Genomic DNA, 19,817 nt, shown 5'->3' on the forward strand with positions numbered 1-19,817 from the left:
AAAAGCGGGAATAGAGAAAGTCTGCTATGCAGCCCGAACAGGCAGGGAAGAATCTGGCCCAGGCCGTGGAGCAGGTAATGAGGCTGCTGATGAAATAGCATACTGGGAGATAGAAAGAAGTGCGGTTTTCCGCACTTCTTTTCAGTCCGCTTGATGCTATTCCCTATTTTAATCGCCATCCAAGGCTCTGGCGCTGCAATTCCACCATACGACAGAAGAGACCGTTTTGATTCATAAGTTCCGCCGGGGAGCCTTCTTCTGCTACCTGGCCATCAGAAAGGACGATAATGTGGTCTGCGGCTTCCACAGTACGCATCCGATGGGCAATGACCAGAACAGTCTTGCCGGTGAGTAAGTGAGACAGAGCCTCCTGCACTTTGGTTTCGTTCTCCACATCTAAACTTGCCGTAGCCTCGTCAAGCAGGATGATGGGAGCGTCTTTTAAAAGAGCCCGTGCGATAGAGATGCGCTGGCGTTCCCCGCCGGAAAGTTTTGCGCCATTTTCCCCGATGGGAGTGTCATAGCCTTTTGGAAGCCTTTGGACAAACTCCTCACAGTTGGCGGCCCGGGCTGCGGCCAGTACCTCTGCGTCTGTTGCTCCCCGTTTCCCTAAGCGGATATTTTCCATTACTGTATCGTCAAAGAGCACAACATCCTGAAACACCATGGAGTAGTCGGTAAGCAGCACTTCCGGGTCCACTTTCGAGATGTCCACGCCACCCACAAGAATCCTGCCTGCGGTGACGTCCCAGAGTCTGGCGGCAAGTTTGGCGCATGTGCTTTTCCCTGAGCCGGAAGGACCGACTAAGGCGGTTACTTCCCCTTCCTTTGCGGTAAAGCTGACATCATGGAGTACTTCTTTCCCGCCACGGTTCGAGCCAGTCGCTCTTTGGCTTTCAGAGGAATTGACGTTATAAGCAAAATGCACATGTTCGAAAACAATGTCGTGTCCGTTTGGATGAAAATGGTTAGCCCCCTCGGCGATGGGAGTGTCGTAGAGTTCCATGATACGGTTGGCGGACACCTGAGAGACGAACATCTCTGCAATCAAGGCGAGGCTCTGGTCGAAAGGTGCATAAACCCGGGTGATGACCAGAAGGAACAAAAACAGAAGCATAAAATCAATTTCACCGGAGAGGGTCAGTCCGGCGCCTGTAAGAATCGTTGTCGCCACGCCCAGGCGCATAATCACGCTGGACGCATTTACAAATACGCCGGTGCCAAGTTCTCCTCGGATCATAATCCGTTCATGTTCGTCAATCTTGCGGTTTAAGCTTTTAAGATACCGTTCCTCCTGATTGGTAGCACGAATCTCGCGGACATTTTCCAATGCTTCTTGGATTCCGTCAGATACACGGACCGCAGCCTTCTTTGTCTTTTCGGACGCCCGGGCCGCGATTTTGCGACTGCCGAATAGGAGGCAAAAGGCTACCGGGACGCCCCACAGGCAGGCAATGGCCAGCCTCCAGTCATAGGCCAGAAGGCATAAGGCAATCAGAGCTGTGGAGATGTAGGAGCCGTACAGATATCCCAGAACATGGGACCATACGTGTTCCATACGATTGACATCGCCCATTAGAGTTTCGGTCAGATCCGCAAGATCCCGCTTTCCAAAGTAACCGAGGGGAAGCTTACGTAGCCGTTCCGCCATGCTAAGACGGGTCGTTTTCACCTCGTTGTATACCAGTCCGTAAGTGGCCCGGTACTGCTGAAGATGAGTTATGAACGACAAAAATAGGAACAGGACTGTCAAGGTGATAATGAGCGCCGTACCGGGCAGAGGCTTCTGTTCTGTTAAGGTTCCCATGAAAGCCCCCATAAGAAGATATAGAATACCCATTCCACCCATGACAATGAGATTGACGATCACTGTCCAGAACGCGCCTTTTTTTGTGTTCTGGACACCCTGGTCGGTAAGAGCATATTTTCTTTGAAATTTTTTGCTGAACATTTATCTTGCCTCCTTTTCGCTGGAGATTCTCCACTGGACTGCCTTGTTATAGTCTGCCCACATCCGGGCGTACAGCCCATCTGAGGTCAAAAGTTCATTGTGGGAGCCCTCTTCGGATATGCAGCCTTTATTCAGGACGATGATTTTGTCGGCTCCCACTACGGTGGAAAGACGATGGGCGATCATAATAACAGTGCGTCCCTTTGTCAGTGTGGAAAATGCCTTCTGGATCAGAACTTCATTTTCGGGATCTGCAAATGCGGTCGCCTCATCCAGGACGACGATCGGCGCATCTTTTAAAATGGCACGGGCCAGAGCGATTCTTTGTTGTTCGCCTCCGGAAAGGTAGGTACCCTCCGTGCCGATCATAGTGTCCAGGCCGTCGGGAAGTTTATTAAGAATGTCCTGACATTGGGCGGCCATAAGGGCGGCTCTCACCTGTTCTCTGGAGGCATCTGGACGTGCGGCACGGACATTTTCCAGGATCGAGGCTTTGAACAGACGGTTGTTCTGGAATACGAATGCAACCTGATCCATGAGCACATGGGGATCCATATTCTTCACATCTACACCGCCGATTTTCACGGAGCCGGAAGTCACATCCCAAAACCGGGGGATCAGGCTGGCCGCCGTGGTTTTGCCACCTCCGGAAGGACCAACCAGAGCAATAGTCTGTCCCGGCTCAGCAGTAAACGAGACATGGGTGAGGGCTGCTGATTCGGCACCGTCATAGGTAAAGCTGACGTCTTGGAATTCCACCTTGTTGCTGTGGGGCGTCTGAGGATGAGCAGGGATTTTCAGAGAGGGCGCTTCCATGACTCTGTTGATCCTGCCGAGGGCCGTGCCGGCCAGCATCACGCCGGATGAAGCAAACATGATTCTTGCCAGTGCTGTGGAAATGATAGCTGAAAAAACCGCATAAAATGCAAAATCGGTGACAAATCCGGCAAATGTACCGTGTTTCAGAGCGTTTGGGGCCAGAAACAGCGCGGCTGGCACTAAAAATACGAAAGCGCCTTCTGTAAAAGTCAGGTTGATGGACTGTGGTATACGACACACATTTGCCTGATAGTGTTCGGCTTTTGCACTGTAATCTTCAATGGCCTTCTGAAATGACTTGAAGGAGTATACTGTTTGCTGGAAGATCTTAACCACAGGGATACCGCGGACATATTCGGTTCCGGCCTTGGTCATCCGGTCCTGGGCGGTCTGATACTCTGCCATGATCTTGGCATTTTTGCCGCCCATCATGGTGAACATGGACGCCACAGAGATGACGGCAGCCAGCAGGCAGGCAATTCCCATCCTCCAGTCGAACACAAACATCAGAATTACCATAGCGATAAACAGGACAATCGTTCCTACGATATCTGCCAGGTTATGGGCCAGCAACGTTTCCGTATCAGATGCTGCCGCGTCCAGCCGTCCGCGGATCAGTCCAGAAGCGTTGGCGTCGAAATAACCAAGAGGCGCCTTCATCACATGGGCGACGCCTTGTTTGCGGATATTGGATGCCGTACGAAAAGCTGCCAGATGTGTACACATTAGGCCGGCAAAATACAGGAGGATTCCTGCAAATGCAAAGGCAAAAGATATCCAGCCATACCGGGCTACACCACGGGCCTGTGTCCAGTCTGGCGCGACGGCAATCAGATCCCGTGCTGCCAGCCAGATACAAATATAGGGTGCCATGGAGAGCACCATCGATACCGCTGATAGGGTCAGGCCGAGAAAGGTCAGCCCTTTGTGGCTGCCTGCATAGTCAAGCAGAACTGACACATCACTTTTCTTTTTTTCTTTCATGGGTTTCCCTCCTTAAAAAAATTGTAAAAATGGTTAGGTAGAACTAACTAAAAATTAAAAAAATAAGGGGAAGCATCCCTCGCAGGCGCTCTGTCAATAAAGTGGCAGAGCGCTTCGCATACCACAGGTCTGGATGAGATACAGTTACTCTTTCATCAGTTCCAGCCATCCGGCTGTGTAGAAATTCCGGAACTGTGCCACATCACGGATGGCCTGTTCGCGGGGCATGTCGTGGACTGCGATCTCAAAAAGACCGTTGAACATTCCACTGGCTATGATATGGCAGAGAGATTGATTTAATGTAGGAACATTCCTGCCTGACCGGCGGAGTACATCCATATATCTCAGCGTGTACTCTACTTCGACCTCCACCATATTATGGATAAAGTGCTCATAAGAAGTCCCCTCCGCTCTGCAAAGCAGCAGCTTGACCGGCTCCCGGTGTTCACAGATATAATCCACCATCCAATTCACATAGTCGCCGGAAGCTTCACCCATATGTCTGGGCTGCTCCTCCTCGGGCAACTCGGCAAAGCCGATCTGTGCTTCCATAAATCGGCCCATGAGAGCGGTGGCATGCGGTTCCACAATGGATGCGAACAGAGCCTCTTTGCTGGAGAAATATCCGTAAAATGCCCCGGTAGTCACACCCGCGTTCTTTACAATCTGGCGCAGGGAAGCACCAAGGAATCCTTTGTCAGAAAACTCCTCCAAAGCGGCTTGTTGGATTTTTACCATAGTATCTGATAATTTTTCTTCCATAACTGCCTCCGTATAACAGTGATATGTAACAATGTTATAATACGCCTGTCAGGAATCCCTGTCAAGAGCTGATTACTCAAATGTCCATAGAATGGCAAAATGTTGGATAAATGATGGTGTTGAGAGATTCCAGATTACTGGGAGAAGAAAATATTGTTCTTTTTTGGAGGGGACGGGCATAGACTGAGGTAAAAAGAAACAGGCGGTAAGAGAGACATGAAGCGTTTTATCTGTTATCTTTATGAGTATCAGGAAGGAAGACGGATCAGAAATATCGGATTTTGTAAAGTGGAAACAGCAGAAGAAGGATGTGCGGTAAGTATTCATGGGAAAGGATGGGGGATGAACAGTCCGAGGAAACTTGCGCTGTATCTGTTCTGGAGAGAGAATGAACGATGTCTTGGTGTGTATCAAGGGGAACTTAGCAATATTAGTCCGGCGCTGAACTACCGGCTTGCTTATACTGCAGAAGACGTAGGAAGCAAGGAGCGGTATGACAGGGTGGAAGGAATCATTCTATGTGGAGAGAGCGGACCGAGGTATGCGGCGACCTGGACAGATGAGGCTGTTGATATCGGGCGACTGGAAACGGTCGGCAAGGAAATACCTGATCGATTCCATTTGGATACAGAAGAACAGAGAAGGGAAACAGAATCACAGTATGAGGAAACCCAGATGGGAGAGGAACAGGAGGAAACAAAAGATCAGACGGCGCCGGCGCAGCAAGTGAAGTTTCCGGAGTCGGAAATGCCGAAAACTCCAGAGAAGCTTCTGGAAATGCCGCAGGGAACGGAAGATCAGGAAGAAGTGACGCAAGAATCTGAGGAAACCATACCGGAGGGATCGACGGGTGTGTCTGATGATGTAACGGAGATTTATGCGGACATGGGCGGAGCCTCAGACGAAAGAGAAGCGTACGAAGAAGAGATGCTGGATGAGGGTGAGGAACCAAAGGATGAGGAACCGGAAATCGCAGAGCAGGAGTGCCAGACAAGGAGTCGGTTTCAATGTACCAAAATCGAACGGCAGGATCTGGCAAGGCTTATCCGCAGGGAATGGCAGCTTGCCAACAACAGCTTTCTCCTCCATGGATATTATAATTATCATCATCTTGCTTTTTTACAGGAGGGTGAGAAGCTCTTCCTCGGGGTGCCGGGAGTCTACAGTGAAAAAGAACGAAGAGCAGCACAGGCCTTTGGATTTCCGGGATTTGTAAACTACGATGAAGAAATGTTCAGTCTTCCGGAGACGGAGAGAGAGGAAAAGGATGATTTCGGGTATTGGTGTCGACAGGTTCACCAAATTAGAGTATAATAAAAACGAAATTACCGCCCGGAGAAGGCAGGTGCAGGGCGAGACCCGTGAAAGCGCAGAGGCATGGCGGAGAGAGGGCGGTCTGTAGAGAATATACAGGAGCGAAACAGATGGGACGAAAGCTGTCAAAAGAAGAGAAAGAACACGAACAGAGATTACAGCAGGAGCTTCAGGCGAAGCTGGATATGAAATACATGAAAGAAGCGATGAAGCAGGCCAGGAAAGCATACGCTTTGCGGGAAGTCCCGATCGGCTGTATCATCGTATATCAGGATAAGATCATCGGCCGGGGATACAACCGGCGGACGATCGATAAGAATACACTGGCTCACGCGGAACTTCAGGCAATCCGTAAGGCCAGCCGGAAGATGAATGACTGGAGACTGGAAGATTGTACCTTGTATGTCACCCTGGAACCATGCCAGATGTGTTCCGGGGCGATCGTGCAGTCCAGAATCAAGCGTGTGGTAGTAGGATGTATGAACCCGAAAGCGGGCTGTGCAGGATCTATTTTCAATCTTTTACAGGTGCCTCAGTTTAATCATCAGGTGGAACTGACGACGGGAGTTCTGGGGGAGGAGTGCAGTCAGATGCTTAAGACGTTTTTTAAAGAATTACGGCAAAAAAAATAGAGCAGTCATCTGCTCTTTTTTGTGCGCTGTGCGTCGAACGCATCTCCCAAGCGTTACTTTGGCAGTTAACTCAACCCAGGCGCCCTCGCGGCACACGGGAGGTTCCGATTAGTGCTGCTTCGTTCCCGACCTGACACGGTTCACGGAGTCCAGTTGCGCGAGACCCGAAGTATCAACGCCACTTTCCAAAGGCAGCCTCACAAGAATACGCCCTCGGCACAGCATCACCCCTACTATAGCGGATTGTAGGTACAGGGTACCGCTAACACCCCGGCTGCACGTTTCATAAGTTTACCGTGTTTTGAGGAAAATGTCAATAAAATCGGCAAAATAAAAAGGAGAAAATTTACACATGAAAATCATTTTGGCGGCGGTCAATGCAAAATACATTCACTCCAATCTGGCTGTCTATTCGCTTCGGGCTTTTGCAAAAGCCTATGTAAGCGAAACGAAGATTTTAGAGTATACGATCAACCAGCAGATGGATGAGATTCTTATGGATCTGTACCGGGAAAAGCCGGATCTGCTCTGCTTTTCCTGCTACATTTGGAATCTGGATTATGTGGAGGAGCTGGCAAGGGAGATCAAAAAAATTCTCCCTGAGACGATTCTGTGGCTTGGAGGTCCTGAGGTTTCCTACGATGCCGTGGACGTGTTGACCCGTCTTCGACAAGTGACCGGAGTGATGAAGGGGGAGGGCGAGGAGACCTTTCTGGAACTTCTGGAATATTACCATGGCAGACGGGAAACATTGGAGGAGATTGCTGGAATTACGTTTCGTACAGAGAATGGAGAGATCCGGGAAAACGAATGGCGGGACGTTATGGATCTAAGTCGGGTACCGTTTGTATATGAGGACCTGAGCCTGTTTGAACACAAAATCATTTACTATGAGACAAGCCGGGGCTGCCCGTACAGGTGCAGCTACTGTCTGTCTTCAGTGGACAAGTGTCTGCGCTTTCGTGATCTGAATTTGGTGAAAAAGGAGCTTCAATTCTTCCTTGACCAGAAAGTGCCGCAGGTAAAATTTGTAGACCGCACGTTTAACTGTCATCACACCCATGCAAAAGAGATATGGCGTTATCTTCTGGAACATGACAATGGGGTGACGAACTTTCATTTTGAAGTATCTGCTGATCTTCTCGATGAAGAGGAACTGGAGCTGATTTCCCGGATGAGGTCGGGACTGATTCAGCTTGAAATTGGAGTACAGTCCACGAATCCGGATACCATTCGCAAGATCCGAAGGACCATGAATTTCAAGCGGCTTTCTGAAGTGACAAAGCAGATTAAAACCATGGGCAATACGCACCAGCATTTGGATCTGATCGCCGGACTGCCGATGGAAGATTATGAAAGCTTTGGAAAATCCTTTGACGATGTGTACGCACTTGGACCGGACCAGCTTCAGCTAGGTTTTCTGAAAGTGTTGAAAGGCTCGTATATGCAGGAACATGCAAGGGAATATGGGCTTATCTATAAAGACCGCCCGCCGTACGAGGTGCTTGGGACAAACTGGCTTTCCTACGGGGAGATCGCCCGACTGAAACAGATCGAGGAAATGGTGGAAGTCTACTATAATAGTGGACAGTTTTCCCACACATTAGATTGGCTGGTGCTGGAATTTGATTCTCCGTTTTCCATGTATAAAGCGCTTGGCTCATATTATGAAGAAAACGGGCTGTTTAAGAGAAATCATACGAGGATCGCACGGTATGAGATCCTGTCAGCTTTTATACGGAAGCAGGTAAGTGGGAAAGAGGAATTCTACAGACAGCTTTTGGTCTTTGACCTTTATTTGAGGGAAAATGTCAAGAACAGGCCGGACTTTGCGGGGGAACCGTCCGCCGATAAAGCGTATTTGAAAGCATTTTATGACCGGGAAGAAAAAGAACCGGCATATTTGAAATCCTACGGACAGACAGAGAGCCGGAAACTTCGGAAGATGACACATATAGAAATATTTGACTATGAGGTGGACCGGGATATGAAACCGTGCAGGACTGTTCTGCTCTTTGATTATCAAATAAGGAATCCGCTGAATTATGAAGCGCATATGATGCGGATTGGGGAAGATGGGAGAGACGATCGATGAAAAAACGGACAAAAGAGATTTTGGATATTCTGGACAGCCAGTTTGGTACAGAATATAAATGTTATCTGAATTATGAAACTCCATGGCAGCTCCTGGCGGCTACTATGCTGAGCGCTCAGTGTACAGACGCTCGAGTTAATATTGTGACAAAAGATCTGTTTCAAAAATACACCTCTCCGGGGGCGATTGCGGCGGCAGATCTCAAAGAATTGGAGGAGGATATCCGTCCGACCGGATTTTACCATAACAAGGCGAAAAATTTGATTGCTTGTATGAGGGATATCCACGAAAAGTATGGGGATGAGGTGCCGTCTGCACTGGAGGAGCTGACTTCCCTTGCCGGAGTGGGACGAAAGACGGCCAATGTGATCCGGGGGAATATTTATCATGTCCCGAGTGTGGTGGTGGACACCCATGTGAAGCGGATTTCAGGGAGGCTGGGATTTACGAAGCAGGAGGATCCGGAAAAGATCGAAAGGGATCTGATGAAGGAACTTCCGAAAGACCACTGGATTCTTTACAATATTCAGATCATCCAGTTTGGGAGGACGATCTGCACGGCGAGAAACCCAAAGTGTGGGGATTGTTCCTTGCAAAAGTACTGTAAAGAGTATAAAATAAAAGGAAAAGTCTGACAGGAGAAAGGACGATAGGATGAATTTTTATGACAAAAAGACACGGAGACTGATCTCGATCATTATCGTCGTGGTCATTCTTGCGATGGTTGCGACAATGATTATACCTTATCTGGTATAAGAGGAATGGTGGGAGCGCCTATGGGACTGCGGAGGAAAGAAAAAACTGCATCGAAGAGAATGAGTGCGGCTCAGAAGAGAAAGTTTATTGCTCTTGCGGGGCTTGTTTTTCTATGCGCTGTTTTTATAGTCGGCATTTTTTATTCCTCGGTTTATCGTTATGTACACAGGATGGACAAAGATCAGATTGAGCAGAACGTGTTTGTACAGGGGATTGATGTATCGGGGTTGACAAAGAAGCAGGCGGTTGCACAGATTGAGGGTCGGTGGACGGTCTTAAGAAATACGCCGATGACCTTGAAAGCCGGGGACAAGACGGCCAAAGTGACGCTGTCAGAACTCGGGATCCGGCAGGGAGACGTGGAGAAGCTGGCAGATCAGGCTGTGGCCTATGGAAAGAGGGGAAATCTTTACCAGCGCTATCGCAAGATCCGTAAGGCAAAGAAAGAGAAGGTTGAGTATGAGGCCGGTTATGAGATCGAAGAAGAACAGGCAAAGAGTGTGCTAAAAGAAAAGACGGTGGATTTTTTTGAAGGGGCGGTGAACGCCAGTATCACGAGAGTGGGCGGTGTGTTTCAGATTATAGGGGAAAAAGATGGGGAGACGGCTGATACAGAGGATCTTCTCGACCGGATCAGGGACGAATTGGACGACCTGGAGGCTGGCAGGGAGATCGAACTGGAAGTATCCTCTATGAAGGAGGAACCAAAGATCTCCAGGAAGGACCTGGAAAAAATTCAAGTAGAAAAAGGGAGCGCCACTATTAAAGTGAAACGTGATGACCGGAAACAGGAATTGCTGCCTTTAACCGCGGCCTTAAACGGGCAGGTTGTGATGCCGGAGAAGAAGCTCTCCTTACAGAGTGTCCTGGAGAAATTTTTAAGGGACGGTACGTCGGGGGAGGCGTTACAGATGATGGCTTCCTGTCTTTATGAGTCTGCAAAGGATGCCGGAATTGTGATTTCCGAGTTCCATAAGCCGCAGTCTTTGGGCAGCGGCCAAAAGGACGGACTGACTGTCAGGTTTGACAGGGAGCAGGATCTGGAAATTGAGAATAAAACAGAAGCACCTCTCTATATTGAATCGTATATAAACGGGGAGGGGGAGCTTGTCTGCACGATCTATGGAGCGGCAGCAAATGACGAGGAAAAGGACGAGTAAAGGATAAGAACGATGAGGAATGGAATTTTGACACAGGCGGCGTATCAGAGGTCCGTATATAGAAAACTGAAAGACGATCATCCGGGACTTCCAGAGTATGTATGGGAGCACTGTACAAAGATCCCGGCCTCCGGTGAGGAGCTGGTGGTTTCCGAGAGCCTGATGACTGGAAATGAGCAGGAGCTTTTTGTCTATGCCGCGGCCAGGGCGGTGACAGCAGTCGCCGCAAAGGGCGGGCATCCGTTTGGGGTAAGGGTGTCCGTCCTCGTCCCAGAGCAGACAGAGGAAGAATCGGTCAAAGAGATGACAAAAATTTTGGAAGGGATGGTAAAGAAGCAGGACATTCAGATTCTGAATATCCTGGTGCAGGCCGCGCCGGATATCCGGACGATGACCGTGTCGGTCACGGGGTTGGGCTGGGCCGGAGAGAAAAGGAAAGCGTACAGACGAAAGTATGAAGGCAGGGAAATCGTCCTTGTCAATCCGGTTGCTCTGGAGGGAAGCCTTCGGGTGCTCTATGAGAAAGAAAAGGAAGTAAGAGAACGGTTTGTACCAGTATTCTTAAGTAAACTTTATAATTCCAAAAACGATCTGTTTGCAGTAAGAGCGGCCGAAAAAGCGGCAGGGTTTCATGCGGATTTTGTAAAGCCGGTAACAGAAGGAGGCGTGTTCGGAGCGCTGTGGGAATTGGCTGAGGAAACAAAAACCGGATATGAAGTGGACTTAAAGAAGTTTCCGATCCGGCAGGACGTCATTGAAATCTGTGAACTTTTCCGGTTGAATCCATATCAGATGGCATCGGGAGGATGCCTGCTTGTAATTCTGGAAGATGGACGCGGTTTTGTAGAATCCTGTAAAAGAGAAGGGATTATGGCATCTGTCATTGGCAGAATGAAAGCAGGGAAGGACAAGATCATTCTCAACGGGGAGGAGAGACGGTGTACAGACCGTCCGGCGGAGGATGAGTGGTTTCGGATCTGTAAAGGAGGAACATAGCATGAATATGAGAACAGAGATCTTACGATATCTGGAGAAAAACAGCCGTGTAGATTTAGGAGAGCTGGCAGTGCTTCTCGGTACGGACGAGATGACAGTCGCAAATGAAATTGCGGAAATGGAAAAGGAGAAAATTATCTGCGGATATCATACACTGATTGACTGGGACAAGACAGGGGAAGAGTCAGTGACTGCCCTGATCGAAGTCCGTGTGACGCCGCAAAGAGATCTCGGCTTTGACCGGATTGCGGAACGGATCTACAAGTTTCCGGAGGTGACGGCAGTCTACCTGATTTCGGGAGCATACGACTTTCTGATTATTCTGGAGGGCAAGACATTAAAAGAGGCATCCCGCTTCGTATCGGAAAAGCTTTCCCCTATCGAGCCGGTGCTTTCTACGGCGACCCACTTTATTTTAAAGAAGTATAAAGATCATGGGACGATTCTTGCGCCACAGAAGAAGGCAGAAAGGGTACTGGTGATGCCGTAATGAAAAATCCATTATCTGATAAAATCGTAAACATCCAGCCGTCTGGAATCCGGAAGTTTTTTGACATTGTAAATGAGATGAAGGACGCTATTTCCCTGGGAGTGGGTGAGCCGGATTTTGATACGCCTTGGAGAATTCGCGAGGAAGGAATCTATTCTTTGGAGCGAGGGAGGACTTTCTATACCTCCAACGCAGGGCTGAAAGAATTAAAAGAGGAGATTGTGGACTATCTGAGGAGGAAGATCCAGGTGTCCTACAATCCGGTGTCTGAGGTTGTCGTCACAGTAGGAGGAAGCGAAGGAATCGATATCGCCATGCGCGCCATGTTAAATCCGGGAGATGAGGTGCTGATTCCACAGCCAAGTTATGTTTCTTATCTGCCGTGTGCCATGTTGGCGGACGGGGTGCCGGTTGTCATTCCGCTTCATGAGAAGAATAAATTTAAACTCACCAGAGAAGACCTGGAGGAAAAGATCACAGACCGGACGAAGATCCTTGTACTTCCGTTCCCTAATAATCCGACGGGTTCCATAATGACGAAAGAAGATCTGGCTCCGATTGCGGAGGTGGCTGTCGAGTACGACCTTTTTGTCATTTCCGATGAAATCTATTCCGAGCTTACATACGGGACAGATCACGTTTCCATTGCATCTTTCCCAGGTATGAGAGAGAGGACGATTGTCATCAACGGATTTTCCAAAGGATTTGCCATGACAGGATGGCGGCTTGGCTATGCGTGCGGGCCGGAGGTTATTCTGGAGCAGATGCTCAAAATCCATCAGTACGCCATCATGTGTGCACCGACCAACAGCCAGTATGCCGCTGTGGAGGGCTTAAGAAACTGCGAAGATGAAGTACAGGAGATGCGAAAGGCGTACAACCAGAGGCGAAGATATCTGCTCCACGAATTTGAACGGATGGACTTACCGTGTTTTGAGCCGGAAGGCGCCTTCTACCTGTTCCCGTGTATTCAAAAATTCGGTATGACGTCAGAAGAGTTTGCGACGCGCTTTCTTGAAGAAGAGAAGGTGGCTGTTGTGCCGGGGACGGCGTTTGGGGACAGTGGAGAAGGATTTATTCGGATTTCGTACGCATATTCCCTGGAGGATCTGAAAGTTGCTATCGGGCGGCTGGAATCTTTTATCATAAAACTTAGAAATCAGAAACAGGCATAGCTAATTTGAAAAACAGGAAGGCTGTGCGGGGAGGTACAGATGCTGAATATTGTGCTGCATGAGCCGGAGATCCCGGCAAATACCGGAAATATCGGGCGGACCTGTGTGGCGGCCGGTGCGAGACTGCACCTGATTGAGCCGTTAGGATTCCGGTTGACAGAGAAAAATTTAAAACGGGCCGGGATGGACTACTGGGCTCAGTTGGACGTCCGGACCTACATTGATTTTGAAGATTTTCTGGACCAAAATCCGGGAGCCAGGATTTACATGGCGACGACGAAAGCTCACCAGATTTATACGGAAGTCCACTATGAGCCGGACTGCTATATCATGTTCGGCAAAGAGAGTGCGGGGATTCCAGAGGAGATCCTTGTGGACTATGAAGATACCTGTATCCGGATTCCGATGATCGGAGAGATCCGGTCGCTGAATCTTGGTAATTCGGCAGCCATCGTTCTCTATGAGGCACTGCGTCAGAATGGATTTGCCGGAATGAATCTGGAAGGACATCTGCACAGGCTGGACTGGAAGGAATAGAAATCTGCTGGAAAGAAGAAAATAAAAAATAGTATTTGATTTTAAGCTTCAAAAAGACATTGCACCGTGAAAAGCCTTTAAATGCTGAATTTTTTGCCTTTTAGAGCATTTGAAAACATTCTGGTTTTTAGTACTTTGGTACCCAAATGGTGCCCAGATTTTCCGCGGCGATATAAAACGATACAAACAGATGTAAAGAAAGGCCATAATTATCGAAAGTACTCGCTGCTTTCACTTTCTTGTCTACCATACAAGCATTATCATTTGTACTTGTCAATGGCGGGCAAGGCCCGTTCATCATGACCATTGACGAATACAAATAACTATGCTATTTATCGTAGTGGTAGAAAAATTACATCTTGAAAATTCGTTAGAGGAAATAGGTCGATATATTTCCAGTGATACAATCTATTATCAATTTCTTTGTATTACAGATTGCGACAAAACAGGAGTATCTCTTCAATAGGGCGAAACCGTTGCATATAGGTGGATACCAGAAAAGGAATATATTCTCTTTGTTAATTCCTCTGATATGATACCTATTCAAAAGGTTCGCTATGCTGATTTCCTGAAAAAGTTGGGATATATACATTAGCAAATTCCGATTTGTAAGGGATTGGGATTATCCCAACAGGCAAAAACGTGGGGTATTTTTAGGAAAGGGTACCCTTTTCCTATGCTTGCTACGGAGTTTTTACAGTCCTTTTCTGCGATAAAGATATCGGAAAGGAACGAAACGGAAAGACGATAGCAGCAACGAATAAGCGGTTTTATGTTGTGAGAGGTGTTACGCAGTTAAAAACAGCTTTTGTGGGTAAAGCTATAAACTCCTTACCGTTTGAAAATTAGGTCTGTAAAGCCGGTATTTTCAACGCCTGCTCTGCCTTTACTCCGTAATACAACGAAGGTGTAAGTTAAGTTTTCAAGTCCTTGCGAAACTGCTATAAAGGATATTCTTTTTTTAGCTCCCTGCCTCTCAGAGATGAGAGGCAGGGAATTTCTTTTTCTATGGTCTGTGGCTGGGGAGTGCATTCAAAAAACATTATTTTAGACTAAAGTACGAAAAAAGTGAGCCGATTTGAAAAAAATATAATAGATTCAAATAAAAATTTTAACTTATAGATAAACTAATTAGAGTCAGGATGTTTCAAAAGATTCATCAATAAGTATAAAAAGGCCGAAAAAAGTTACGGAAAGTTACATTTGTGAAATATGCATTATAATAGGAAGAAATAAGCCTTTTTTGTTATCTGAATTGCACATTAAAAAAATTGCAGTTTAAAATATTTTGTGATAAGATAGGCCTATATGGGGCAGAGAATGATAAACAAAGGTGGTGAGCGAGTGATACATGACACAATTCAGGCGATTCAGGAGGCCGAGGCGAAAGCCGACGCCATTGTAAAGGACGCCGACGAAAAAGCGGAAGAAATGCTTGCACAGGCGAAACAGGAAGCCGAAGAGAAGAGGGCCGCTGCTGTCAGCGAAGCGAACGCAGCGGCGAAGCAACAGTTAGATGCCGCCTCAGACAGTGCCAGAGAAGGGGAAGCAGCTTTTGAAGCAGAGATTTCAAAAGAGGTGGAGGCATTGAAGGCGGTGGCGAAACAAAGGGAAGCACAGGCAGTGGATGCGGTGATGGCAGGACTGCTGTAGTGGATTCCAAAAGAAAGGGGGAATTTTCGTATGTCAGTATTGCAGATGCAGCGAATAAGTATCTGCGCGATGAAAAAAGACCGAAAAGCAATACTGAAAGATCTTCAGGGTTTTGGGGCGATTGAAATCGAGACGTCAAAGGCCGGAGGGGACGGACTTACGAAGATGGACACACTGGAAGACAGACAGAAGTTTGAAAAGCGGATTTCTGTTCTGGAACAGGCACTCGATGTTCTGCAGGAAAAGACCCCGGAAAAGACCTCTATGTTTTCTTCACTGGAAGGGAAGAAACTGGTAGAGCAGGATGAGTACTCCAAAGTAGTGGCAGACCATGTCCGAATTCTTGAGGCGGCTGGAGAGCTGATTGCTCTTAGGAAGAAGCAGTCCGAGGCTCTTGCGGAGACCGTGAGACTGCAGACCCAGAAAGAGATACTCAGACCGTGGCTTGCGCTGGATATCCCGATGAGTTTTGAGGGAACGAAAGCAGCGAGAGTCTTTATCGGAAGTATAGGCAGTGTCCTGAATCAGGATGAGATTGCGGGTCAGATCGCAGAGTATGCGCCGGATCTGTCAGCGGCAGATATTGAGATTGTATCAAAAGACAAAGATCAGACCTGCCTGACGGTGGTTTGTCTCAGGGAAGAGGCGGATCGTATGGAAGAAGCGTTGAGGGCAGCCGGTTTTGCGAAGCCGGTGAATGTACCGTCCGGTATTCCGGCGGAGGAAATACAGAAGATAGAAGAAAGACTTGACGACATCCGTCAGGAGATCCATAAGATCACAGGAGAGATCATCAAAAAGAGCGATGAGCGCAGTTCATTCAAACTACTGTCCGATTATTACCGTATGAAAGTGCAGCGCTATGAAGCGCTTTCGGAGATGCCTCAGACAAAACAAACCTTTGTTTTAAGCGGATATATCCCGGCCAAGCTTGCAGGAAAAATATCTGGATATCTGAATGAGAAGTACAGCCTTTTTGTTGAGGTGAAGGATCTGGAAGAAGAGGAGGAAGCTCCGGTTCTTCTGGAAAATGGAAAGGCGGCAGGATCCGTAGAGGGTGTGCTTGCGTCTTTCGGACTTCCGGCCAAAGGGGAGATGGATCCGACAAAGATCATGTTCATATTTTATGTAGTTCTGTTTGGAATGATGCTTTCAGACGCAGCGTACGGTCTGATCGTATCGGTGGCATGTTTTGTACTGTTAAAAAAGTACCCGAGAATGTCGGAGAGCATGTCAAAGTCCCTGCGAATGTTCATGTATTGTGGAATTTCCACACTGGTGTGGGGGATTCTTTTCGGCGGTTACTTTGGAGATGTGGTGGATGTGGTGTCCGGAGTCTTCTTCGGCCATGAGGTCAGCATTCCGGCACTTTGGTTTATCCCGTTGAACGATCCGATGAGGTTGTTGATTTTCTCCATGCTGCTTGGAATGATCCATCTGTTTACGGGACTTGGAATTAAAGGATACATGTGTATCCGCGACAAACGCTACCTGGATTTCTTCTGTGACGTGGTGCTCTGGTATCTGCTGTTGATCGGATTGATCCTGATGCTGTTACCGAGCAGTCTTTTTTATTCAATTTCACAGATGACAATCGTATTTCCGCCGGCGCTGCAGACTTTATCGAAGGGGCTTGCGATTATCGGAGCAGTCGGAATTCTTCTGATGTCAGGAAGAAGCAGCAAAAATCCGGGGCTTCGGATTGCGCTTGGTGCATATGATCTGTACAACATCACCGGGTGGTTAAGCGATGTGCTTTCTTATTCCCGACTGCTTGCACTCGGACTTGCAACCGGAGTAATTGCGTCCGTAGTAAACCAGATGGGAAGTATGGCTGGCAAGGGAATCTTTGGTGCCATCGTATTTATTATTGTATTTATCATCGGGCATGTATTTAACCTGGCGATCAACCTGCTTGGCGCCTATGTCCATACAAACCGTCTTCAGTATGTAGAATTCTTTGGTAAGTTTTATGAAGGCGGCGGACGGGAATTTCATCCGCTTAGAGCAGATACAAAATATGTAGATATTAAGGAGGAAACGAAATAATGAGTGAATTAGGAATTGTTTATGCATTACTTGGTGCGGCAGTAGCGGTATTCCTTGCGGGAACCGGATCTGCTATTGGCGTAGGGATTGCCGGACAGGCGGCTTCAGGCGTAGTAACGGAGGATCCAAGCAAATTCGCGAAGGTATTGATCATGCAGTTGCTTCCTGGTACACAGGGTATCTATGGACTACTGGTAGGTTTTATTACGCTTTCCAAAGTCGGACTTCTTGGCGGAAGTGTAGCAGACCTTGATGTGAAGACGGGTCTTCTGATCCTTGCGGCATGTCTGCCAATCGGAATTGTAGGACTTCTCTCCGCAATCTCCCAGGGAAAGACAGCAGCAGCGGCAATCGGAATCGTAGCAAAAAAACCGGATCAGTTCGGTAAAGCGATGCTGTTTCCGGCGATGGTTGAGACATATGCGATCCTTGCACTTTTGATTTCTATCCTTGCTGTAACAGCAATTCAGGTTTAATGAATAGAAGGACGATAATCTAGAAGTAAAGGAGAGCTTGAGAATGACTGGATTAGATAAGATGATAAGCCAGATTCTGGAAGAAGCACAATCCCTTGCGAAAGAAAAAGAAGCAAAGGCAGCCCAGGAGGCTGATGCCATCCGGGCGGAGGCGGAACAGGAGACGAAGAAGCAGACGGAAGCAATTATGAAGAAAGCGGAACAAGACGTGAAAGATTATCAGGCAAGACTAAAATCGGCTGATGAGCAGAAACGCCGTACCGCACTTCTGGCCGCAAAACAGGAGATCATCGCCGAGGTGATCGAGTCTGCCTATCAGAAGTTCTGCTCCATGGAGCCGGGAGAGTATTTTGAGACCATCCGGAAGATGATTGGAACATATGTACTTCCGCAGGAGGGAAAGATTCTCTTTTCTGAGAAGGACCTGGCAAGAATGCCTGAAAGCTTTCCGGTGGAGCTTGCCCGGATTGCGGATGAAAGGGGCGGCAAGCTTACTGTTTCCCAAGAGACGAGAAGCATGGAAGGCGGATTCGTCCTTCTGTATAATGGAATCGAAGAGAACTGCTCATTCAGAGCAATCTTTGACGCAAAGAGGGATGAGCTTCAGGACAGGGTACACAAGGTATTATTTTTTTAAACAGCGCAATTCCGCGAAAAGGAGGATGTAATCAATGGCAAAAAATCAATACACCTATGCGGTTGCGCGGATCAGGGCGATGGAAGTATCGCTGTTTTCCCAGGCGGTCATAGACCAGCTTCTTGCCTGCAAAGATGAGAAGCAGTGTCTTTTGCTCCTTCAGGAGAAAGGATGGGGAAATGCGGATACCCCGCTCGATGCAGAAGCGATTTTATCATGTGAACGTGAAAAGACATGGAAAGAGGTCAAAAGCCTTGCGGATGATCCGTCGGTGTTTGACGTGATCTCCTATGCGGATCTGTTCCAGAATCTGAAAGCGGCCATTAAACAGGCGGCTTCTGAGAGGGCTGTGTCCGATATCTTTATACCCGATACACAGATTTCCGGGGAGGAGATGCTGGACATCATTAAGAAGAAAGAATTTGGAAGACTTCCGGGCTTTATGGCCGGGATCGCCCGGGAAGCGTATGAGACACTGCTTCATACGCAGGACGGGCAGCTCTGCGACATTATGGTTGACAAAGCCGCGCTGGAGGCAATTTACGAGGCCGGTAAAAGGTCAGGAGAAGAGATTATCCGCGACTATGCGGAATCTACCGTTGCGGTTGCGGATATCAAAATTGCGGTACGTTCACAGAAGACCGCAAAGAGTTTGGAATTTATGAAAAGAGCAATGGCAGAATGTGACAGTGTCAACATCAATGCCCTGATGAGAGCGGCACAAAACGGAATGGATGCCATCGAAGAATATCTGGAGAGCACCGCTTACAAAGGAGGAGCCAAGGCGCTCAAAGAGTCGGCTTCGGCGTTTGAGTGCTGGTGCGACAACCGGATTGTCGAGACGATCCGGCCGCAGCTTTACAATCCGTTTACGATCGGCCCGGTTGTAGCATATGTGCTGGCACGGGAAAACGAAATCAAAACGGTGAGGATTATACTGACCGGAAAGCAGAACGATCTTCCGGTAGAATCCATCCGGGAAAGGGTACGGGAGATGTATGTATAAGATAGCAGTATTAGGAGATTATGACAGTATTTATGGTTTTGCTGCCCTCGGTCTTGACATCTTTCCGGTAAATGGCCCGGAGGAGGCAAAGCAAACATTGACACAGCTTGCGGAGGCCAAGACGGGGATCATCTATGTCACCGAGGCTCTGGCGGCTGTTTTGAAACACGAGATAGACAGATATAAGGATGCGATTGTTCCGACCATAATCCAGATTCCTGGAATCAGTGGAAACACGGGATCGGGAATTGAAGGAGTAAAGAAGTCTGTGGAACAGGCAGTAGGTTCGGATATTCTGTTTGGTGGTAATTAGGAAAGCAGGTGA

Annotated in this window: 18 protein-coding genes and 1 other RNA gene; 15 read left to right on the forward strand and 4 right to left on the reverse strand. The window is 48.1% G+C overall.

What is annotated here, in order from left to right; genetic code table 11:
- Positions 1 to 163 precede the first annotated feature (163 nt).
- The 3 genes from AOA56_RS12745 to AOA56_RS12755 all read right to left on the reverse strand — a co-directional run bounded on the left by AOA56_RS12745 (position 164) and on the right by AOA56_RS12755 (position 4,516).
- Positions 164 to 1,951: an ABC transporter ATP-binding protein gene (locus AOA56_RS12745; RefSeq protein ID WP_053769816.1), complete on the reverse strand. Its 1,788-nt coding sequence runs from the start codon at positions 1,949 to 1,951 to the stop codon at positions 164 to 166.
- Positions 1,952 to 3,754 (reverse strand): ABC transporter ATP-binding protein, encoded by a 1,803-nt coding sequence (locus AOA56_RS12750; RefSeq protein ID WP_024731540.1) that lies wholly within the window; start codon positions 3,752 to 3,754, stop codon positions 1,952 to 1,954.
- Positions 3,755 to 3,898: 144 nt separating this feature from the next.
- Positions 3,899 to 4,516, reverse strand: coding sequence for a TetR/AcrR family transcriptional regulator (locus AOA56_RS12755; RefSeq protein ID WP_048620528.1), 618 nt, complete (start codon positions 4,514 to 4,516; stop codon positions 3,899 to 3,901).
- 216 nt (positions 4,517 to 4,732) lie between these two features.
- Here AOA56_RS12755 and AOA56_RS12760 point away from each other — a divergent pair, with 216 nt between their 5' ends.
- The gene (locus AOA56_RS12760) at positions 4,733 to 5,830 is read left to right on the forward strand and encodes a hypothetical protein (RefSeq protein WP_053769817.1); all 1,098 of its coding nucleotides are present in this window, start codon (positions 4,733 to 4,735) and stop codon (positions 5,828 to 5,830) included.
- A gap of 185 nt (positions 5,831 to 6,015) precedes the next feature.
- A complete protein-coding gene (gene tadA / locus AOA56_RS12765) occupies positions 6,016 to 6,462 on the forward strand; it encodes a tRNA adenosine(34) deaminase TadA (protein WP_034594192.1) in 447 nt (148 codons plus the stop codon).
- Positions 6,463 to 6,481: 19 nt separating this feature from the next.
- Here tadA and ffs read toward each other — a convergent pair.
- An RNA gene (gene ffs, locus AOA56_RS15630) (signal recognition particle sRNA large type) lies at positions 6,482 to 6,744 on the reverse strand.
- Positions 6,745 to 6,814: 70 nt separating this feature from the next.
- Between ffs and AOA56_RS12770 the strand changes: the two genes are divergently transcribed.
- The 13 genes from AOA56_RS12770 (at position 6,815) to AOA56_RS12830 (ending at position 19,805) form a co-directional block, all read left to right on the forward strand.
- Positions 6,815 to 8,557 carry a B12-binding domain-containing radical SAM protein gene (locus tag AOA56_RS12770; RefSeq protein WP_053769818.1) on the forward strand — a complete coding sequence of 581 codons (1,743 nt, stop codon included), beginning with the start codon at positions 6,815 to 6,817 and terminating at the stop codon, positions 8,555 to 8,557.
- A complete protein-coding gene (gene nth, locus AOA56_RS12775) occupies positions 8,554 to 9,192 on the forward strand; it encodes an endonuclease III (RefSeq protein WP_024731544.1) in 639 nt (212 codons plus the stop codon). Before AOA56_RS12770 ends, nth begins: the two co-directional genes overlap by 4 nt.
- 141 nt (positions 9,193 to 9,333) lie before the next feature.
- Positions 9,334 to 10,473, forward strand: a complete 1,140-nt coding sequence (locus AOA56_RS12780) for a peptidoglycan binding domain-containing protein (RefSeq protein ID WP_053769819.1) — start codon at positions 9,334 to 9,336, stop codon at positions 10,471 to 10,473.
- Between the two features lie 12 nt (positions 10,474 to 10,485).
- A complete protein-coding gene (locus tag AOA56_RS12785; protein ID WP_024731546.1) occupies positions 10,486 to 11,469 on the forward strand; it encodes an AIR synthase-related protein in 984 nt (327 codons plus the stop codon).
- A 7-nt stretch (positions 11,470 to 11,476) separates the two neighbouring features.
- Positions 11,477 to 11,959 carry an Lrp/AsnC family transcriptional regulator gene (locus tag AOA56_RS12790; RefSeq protein ID WP_048620799.1) on the forward strand — a complete coding sequence of 161 codons (483 nt, stop codon included), beginning with the start codon at positions 11,477 to 11,479 and terminating at the stop codon, positions 11,957 to 11,959.
- Positions 11,959 to 13,134 (forward strand): aminotransferase class I/II-fold pyridoxal phosphate-dependent enzyme, encoded by a 1,176-nt coding sequence (locus AOA56_RS12795; protein ID WP_053769820.1) that lies wholly within the window; start codon positions 11,959 to 11,961, stop codon positions 13,132 to 13,134. Before AOA56_RS12790 ends, AOA56_RS12795 begins: the two co-directional genes overlap by 1 nt.
- Before the next feature lie 39 nt (positions 13,135 to 13,173).
- A complete protein-coding gene (locus tag AOA56_RS12800; protein ID WP_024731549.1) occupies positions 13,174 to 13,671 on the forward strand; it encodes a tRNA (cytidine(34)-2'-O)-methyltransferase in 498 nt (165 codons plus the stop codon).
- 1,344 nt (positions 13,672 to 15,015) lie between these two features.
- Positions 15,016 to 15,324, forward strand: coding sequence for a hypothetical protein (locus tag AOA56_RS12805; protein WP_024731551.1), 309 nt, complete (start codon positions 15,016 to 15,018; stop codon positions 15,322 to 15,324).
- Positions 15,325 to 15,354: 30 nt separating this feature from the next.
- A complete protein-coding gene (locus tag AOA56_RS12810; RefSeq protein ID WP_024731552.1) occupies positions 15,355 to 17,373 on the forward strand; it encodes a V-type ATP synthase subunit I in 2,019 nt (672 codons plus the stop codon).
- Positions 17,373 to 17,849: a V-type ATP synthase subunit K gene (locus tag AOA56_RS12815; RefSeq protein WP_024731553.1), complete on the forward strand. Its 477-nt coding sequence runs from the start codon at positions 17,373 to 17,375 to the stop codon at positions 17,847 to 17,849. The genes AOA56_RS12810 and AOA56_RS12815 overlap by 1 nt, the downstream gene beginning before the upstream one ends.
- A 43-nt stretch (positions 17,850 to 17,892) precedes the next feature.
- Complete coding sequence (locus AOA56_RS12820) at positions 17,893 to 18,486, forward strand: V-type ATP synthase subunit E (protein WP_024731554.1); 594 nt, start codon at positions 17,893 to 17,895, stop codon at positions 18,484 to 18,486.
- Positions 18,487 to 18,520: 34 nt separating this feature from the next.
- Positions 18,521 to 19,492 (forward strand): V0D/AC39 family V-type ATPase subunit, encoded by a 972-nt coding sequence (locus AOA56_RS12825; protein WP_048620536.1) that lies wholly within the window; start codon positions 18,521 to 18,523, stop codon positions 19,490 to 19,492.
- Positions 19,485 to 19,805, forward strand: a complete 321-nt coding sequence (locus tag AOA56_RS12830) for a V-type ATP synthase subunit F (RefSeq protein WP_024731556.1) — start codon at positions 19,485 to 19,487, stop codon at positions 19,803 to 19,805. The genes AOA56_RS12825 and AOA56_RS12830 overlap by 8 nt, the downstream gene beginning before the upstream one ends.
- The last annotated feature ends 12 nt before the right edge of the window (positions 19,806 to 19,817 follow it).

It is taken from the genome of Sellimonas intestinalis (assembly GCF_001280875.1).
In the GTDB taxonomy this organism is placed as follows: domain Bacteria; phylum Bacillota; class Clostridia; order Lachnospirales; family Lachnospiraceae; genus Sellimonas; species Sellimonas intestinalis.

Coding starts and splice junctions, on each gene's coding strand:
- AOA56_RS12745 (WP_053769816.1), bottom strand. CDS start 1,951: ATGTTCAGCAAAAAATTTCAAAGAAAATATGCTCTTACCGACCAGGGT.
- AOA56_RS12750 (WP_024731540.1), bottom strand. CDS start 3,754: ATGAAAGAAAAAAAGAAAAGTGATGTGTCAGTTCTGCTTGACTATGCA.
- AOA56_RS12755 (WP_048620528.1), bottom strand. CDS start 4,516: ATGGAAGAAAAATTATCAGATACTATGGTAAAAATCCAACAAGCCGCT.
- AOA56_RS12760 (WP_053769817.1), top strand. CDS start 4,733: ATGAAGCGTTTTATCTGTTATCTTTATGAGTATCAGGAAGGAAGACGG.
- tadA (WP_034594192.1), top strand. CDS start 6,016: ATGAAATACATGAAAGAAGCGATGAAGCAGGCCAGGAAAGCATACGCT.
- AOA56_RS12770 (WP_053769818.1), top strand. CDS start 6,815: ATGAAAATCATTTTGGCGGCGGTCAATGCAAAATACATTCACTCCAAT.
- nth (WP_024731544.1), top strand. CDS start 8,554: ATGAAAAAACGGACAAAAGAGATTTTGGATATTCTGGACAGCCAGTTT.
- AOA56_RS12780 (WP_053769819.1), top strand. CDS start 9,334: ATGGGACTGCGGAGGAAAGAAAAAACTGCATCGAAGAGAATGAGTGCG.
- AOA56_RS12785 (WP_024731546.1), top strand. CDS start 10,486: ATGAGGAATGGAATTTTGACACAGGCGGCGTATCAGAGGTCCGTATAT.
- AOA56_RS12790 (WP_048620799.1), top strand. CDS start 11,477: ATGAGAACAGAGATCTTACGATATCTGGAGAAAAACAGCCGTGTAGAT.
- AOA56_RS12795 (WP_053769820.1), top strand. CDS start 11,959: ATGAAAAATCCATTATCTGATAAAATCGTAAACATCCAGCCGTCTGGA.
- AOA56_RS12800 (WP_024731549.1), top strand. CDS start 13,174: ATGCTGAATATTGTGCTGCATGAGCCGGAGATCCCGGCAAATACCGGA.
- AOA56_RS12810 (WP_024731552.1), top strand. CDS start 15,355: ATGTCAGTATTGCAGATGCAGCGAATAAGTATCTGCGCGATGAAAAAA.
- AOA56_RS12815 (WP_024731553.1), top strand. CDS start 17,373: ATGAGTGAATTAGGAATTGTTTATGCATTACTTGGTGCGGCAGTAGCG.
- AOA56_RS12820 (WP_024731554.1), top strand. CDS start 17,893: ATGACTGGATTAGATAAGATGATAAGCCAGATTCTGGAAGAAGCACAA.
- AOA56_RS12825 (WP_048620536.1), top strand. CDS start 18,521: ATGGCAAAAAATCAATACACCTATGCGGTTGCGCGGATCAGGGCGATG.
- AOA56_RS12830 (WP_024731556.1), top strand. CDS start 19,485: ATGTATAAGATAGCAGTATTAGGAGATTATGACAGTATTTATGGTTTT.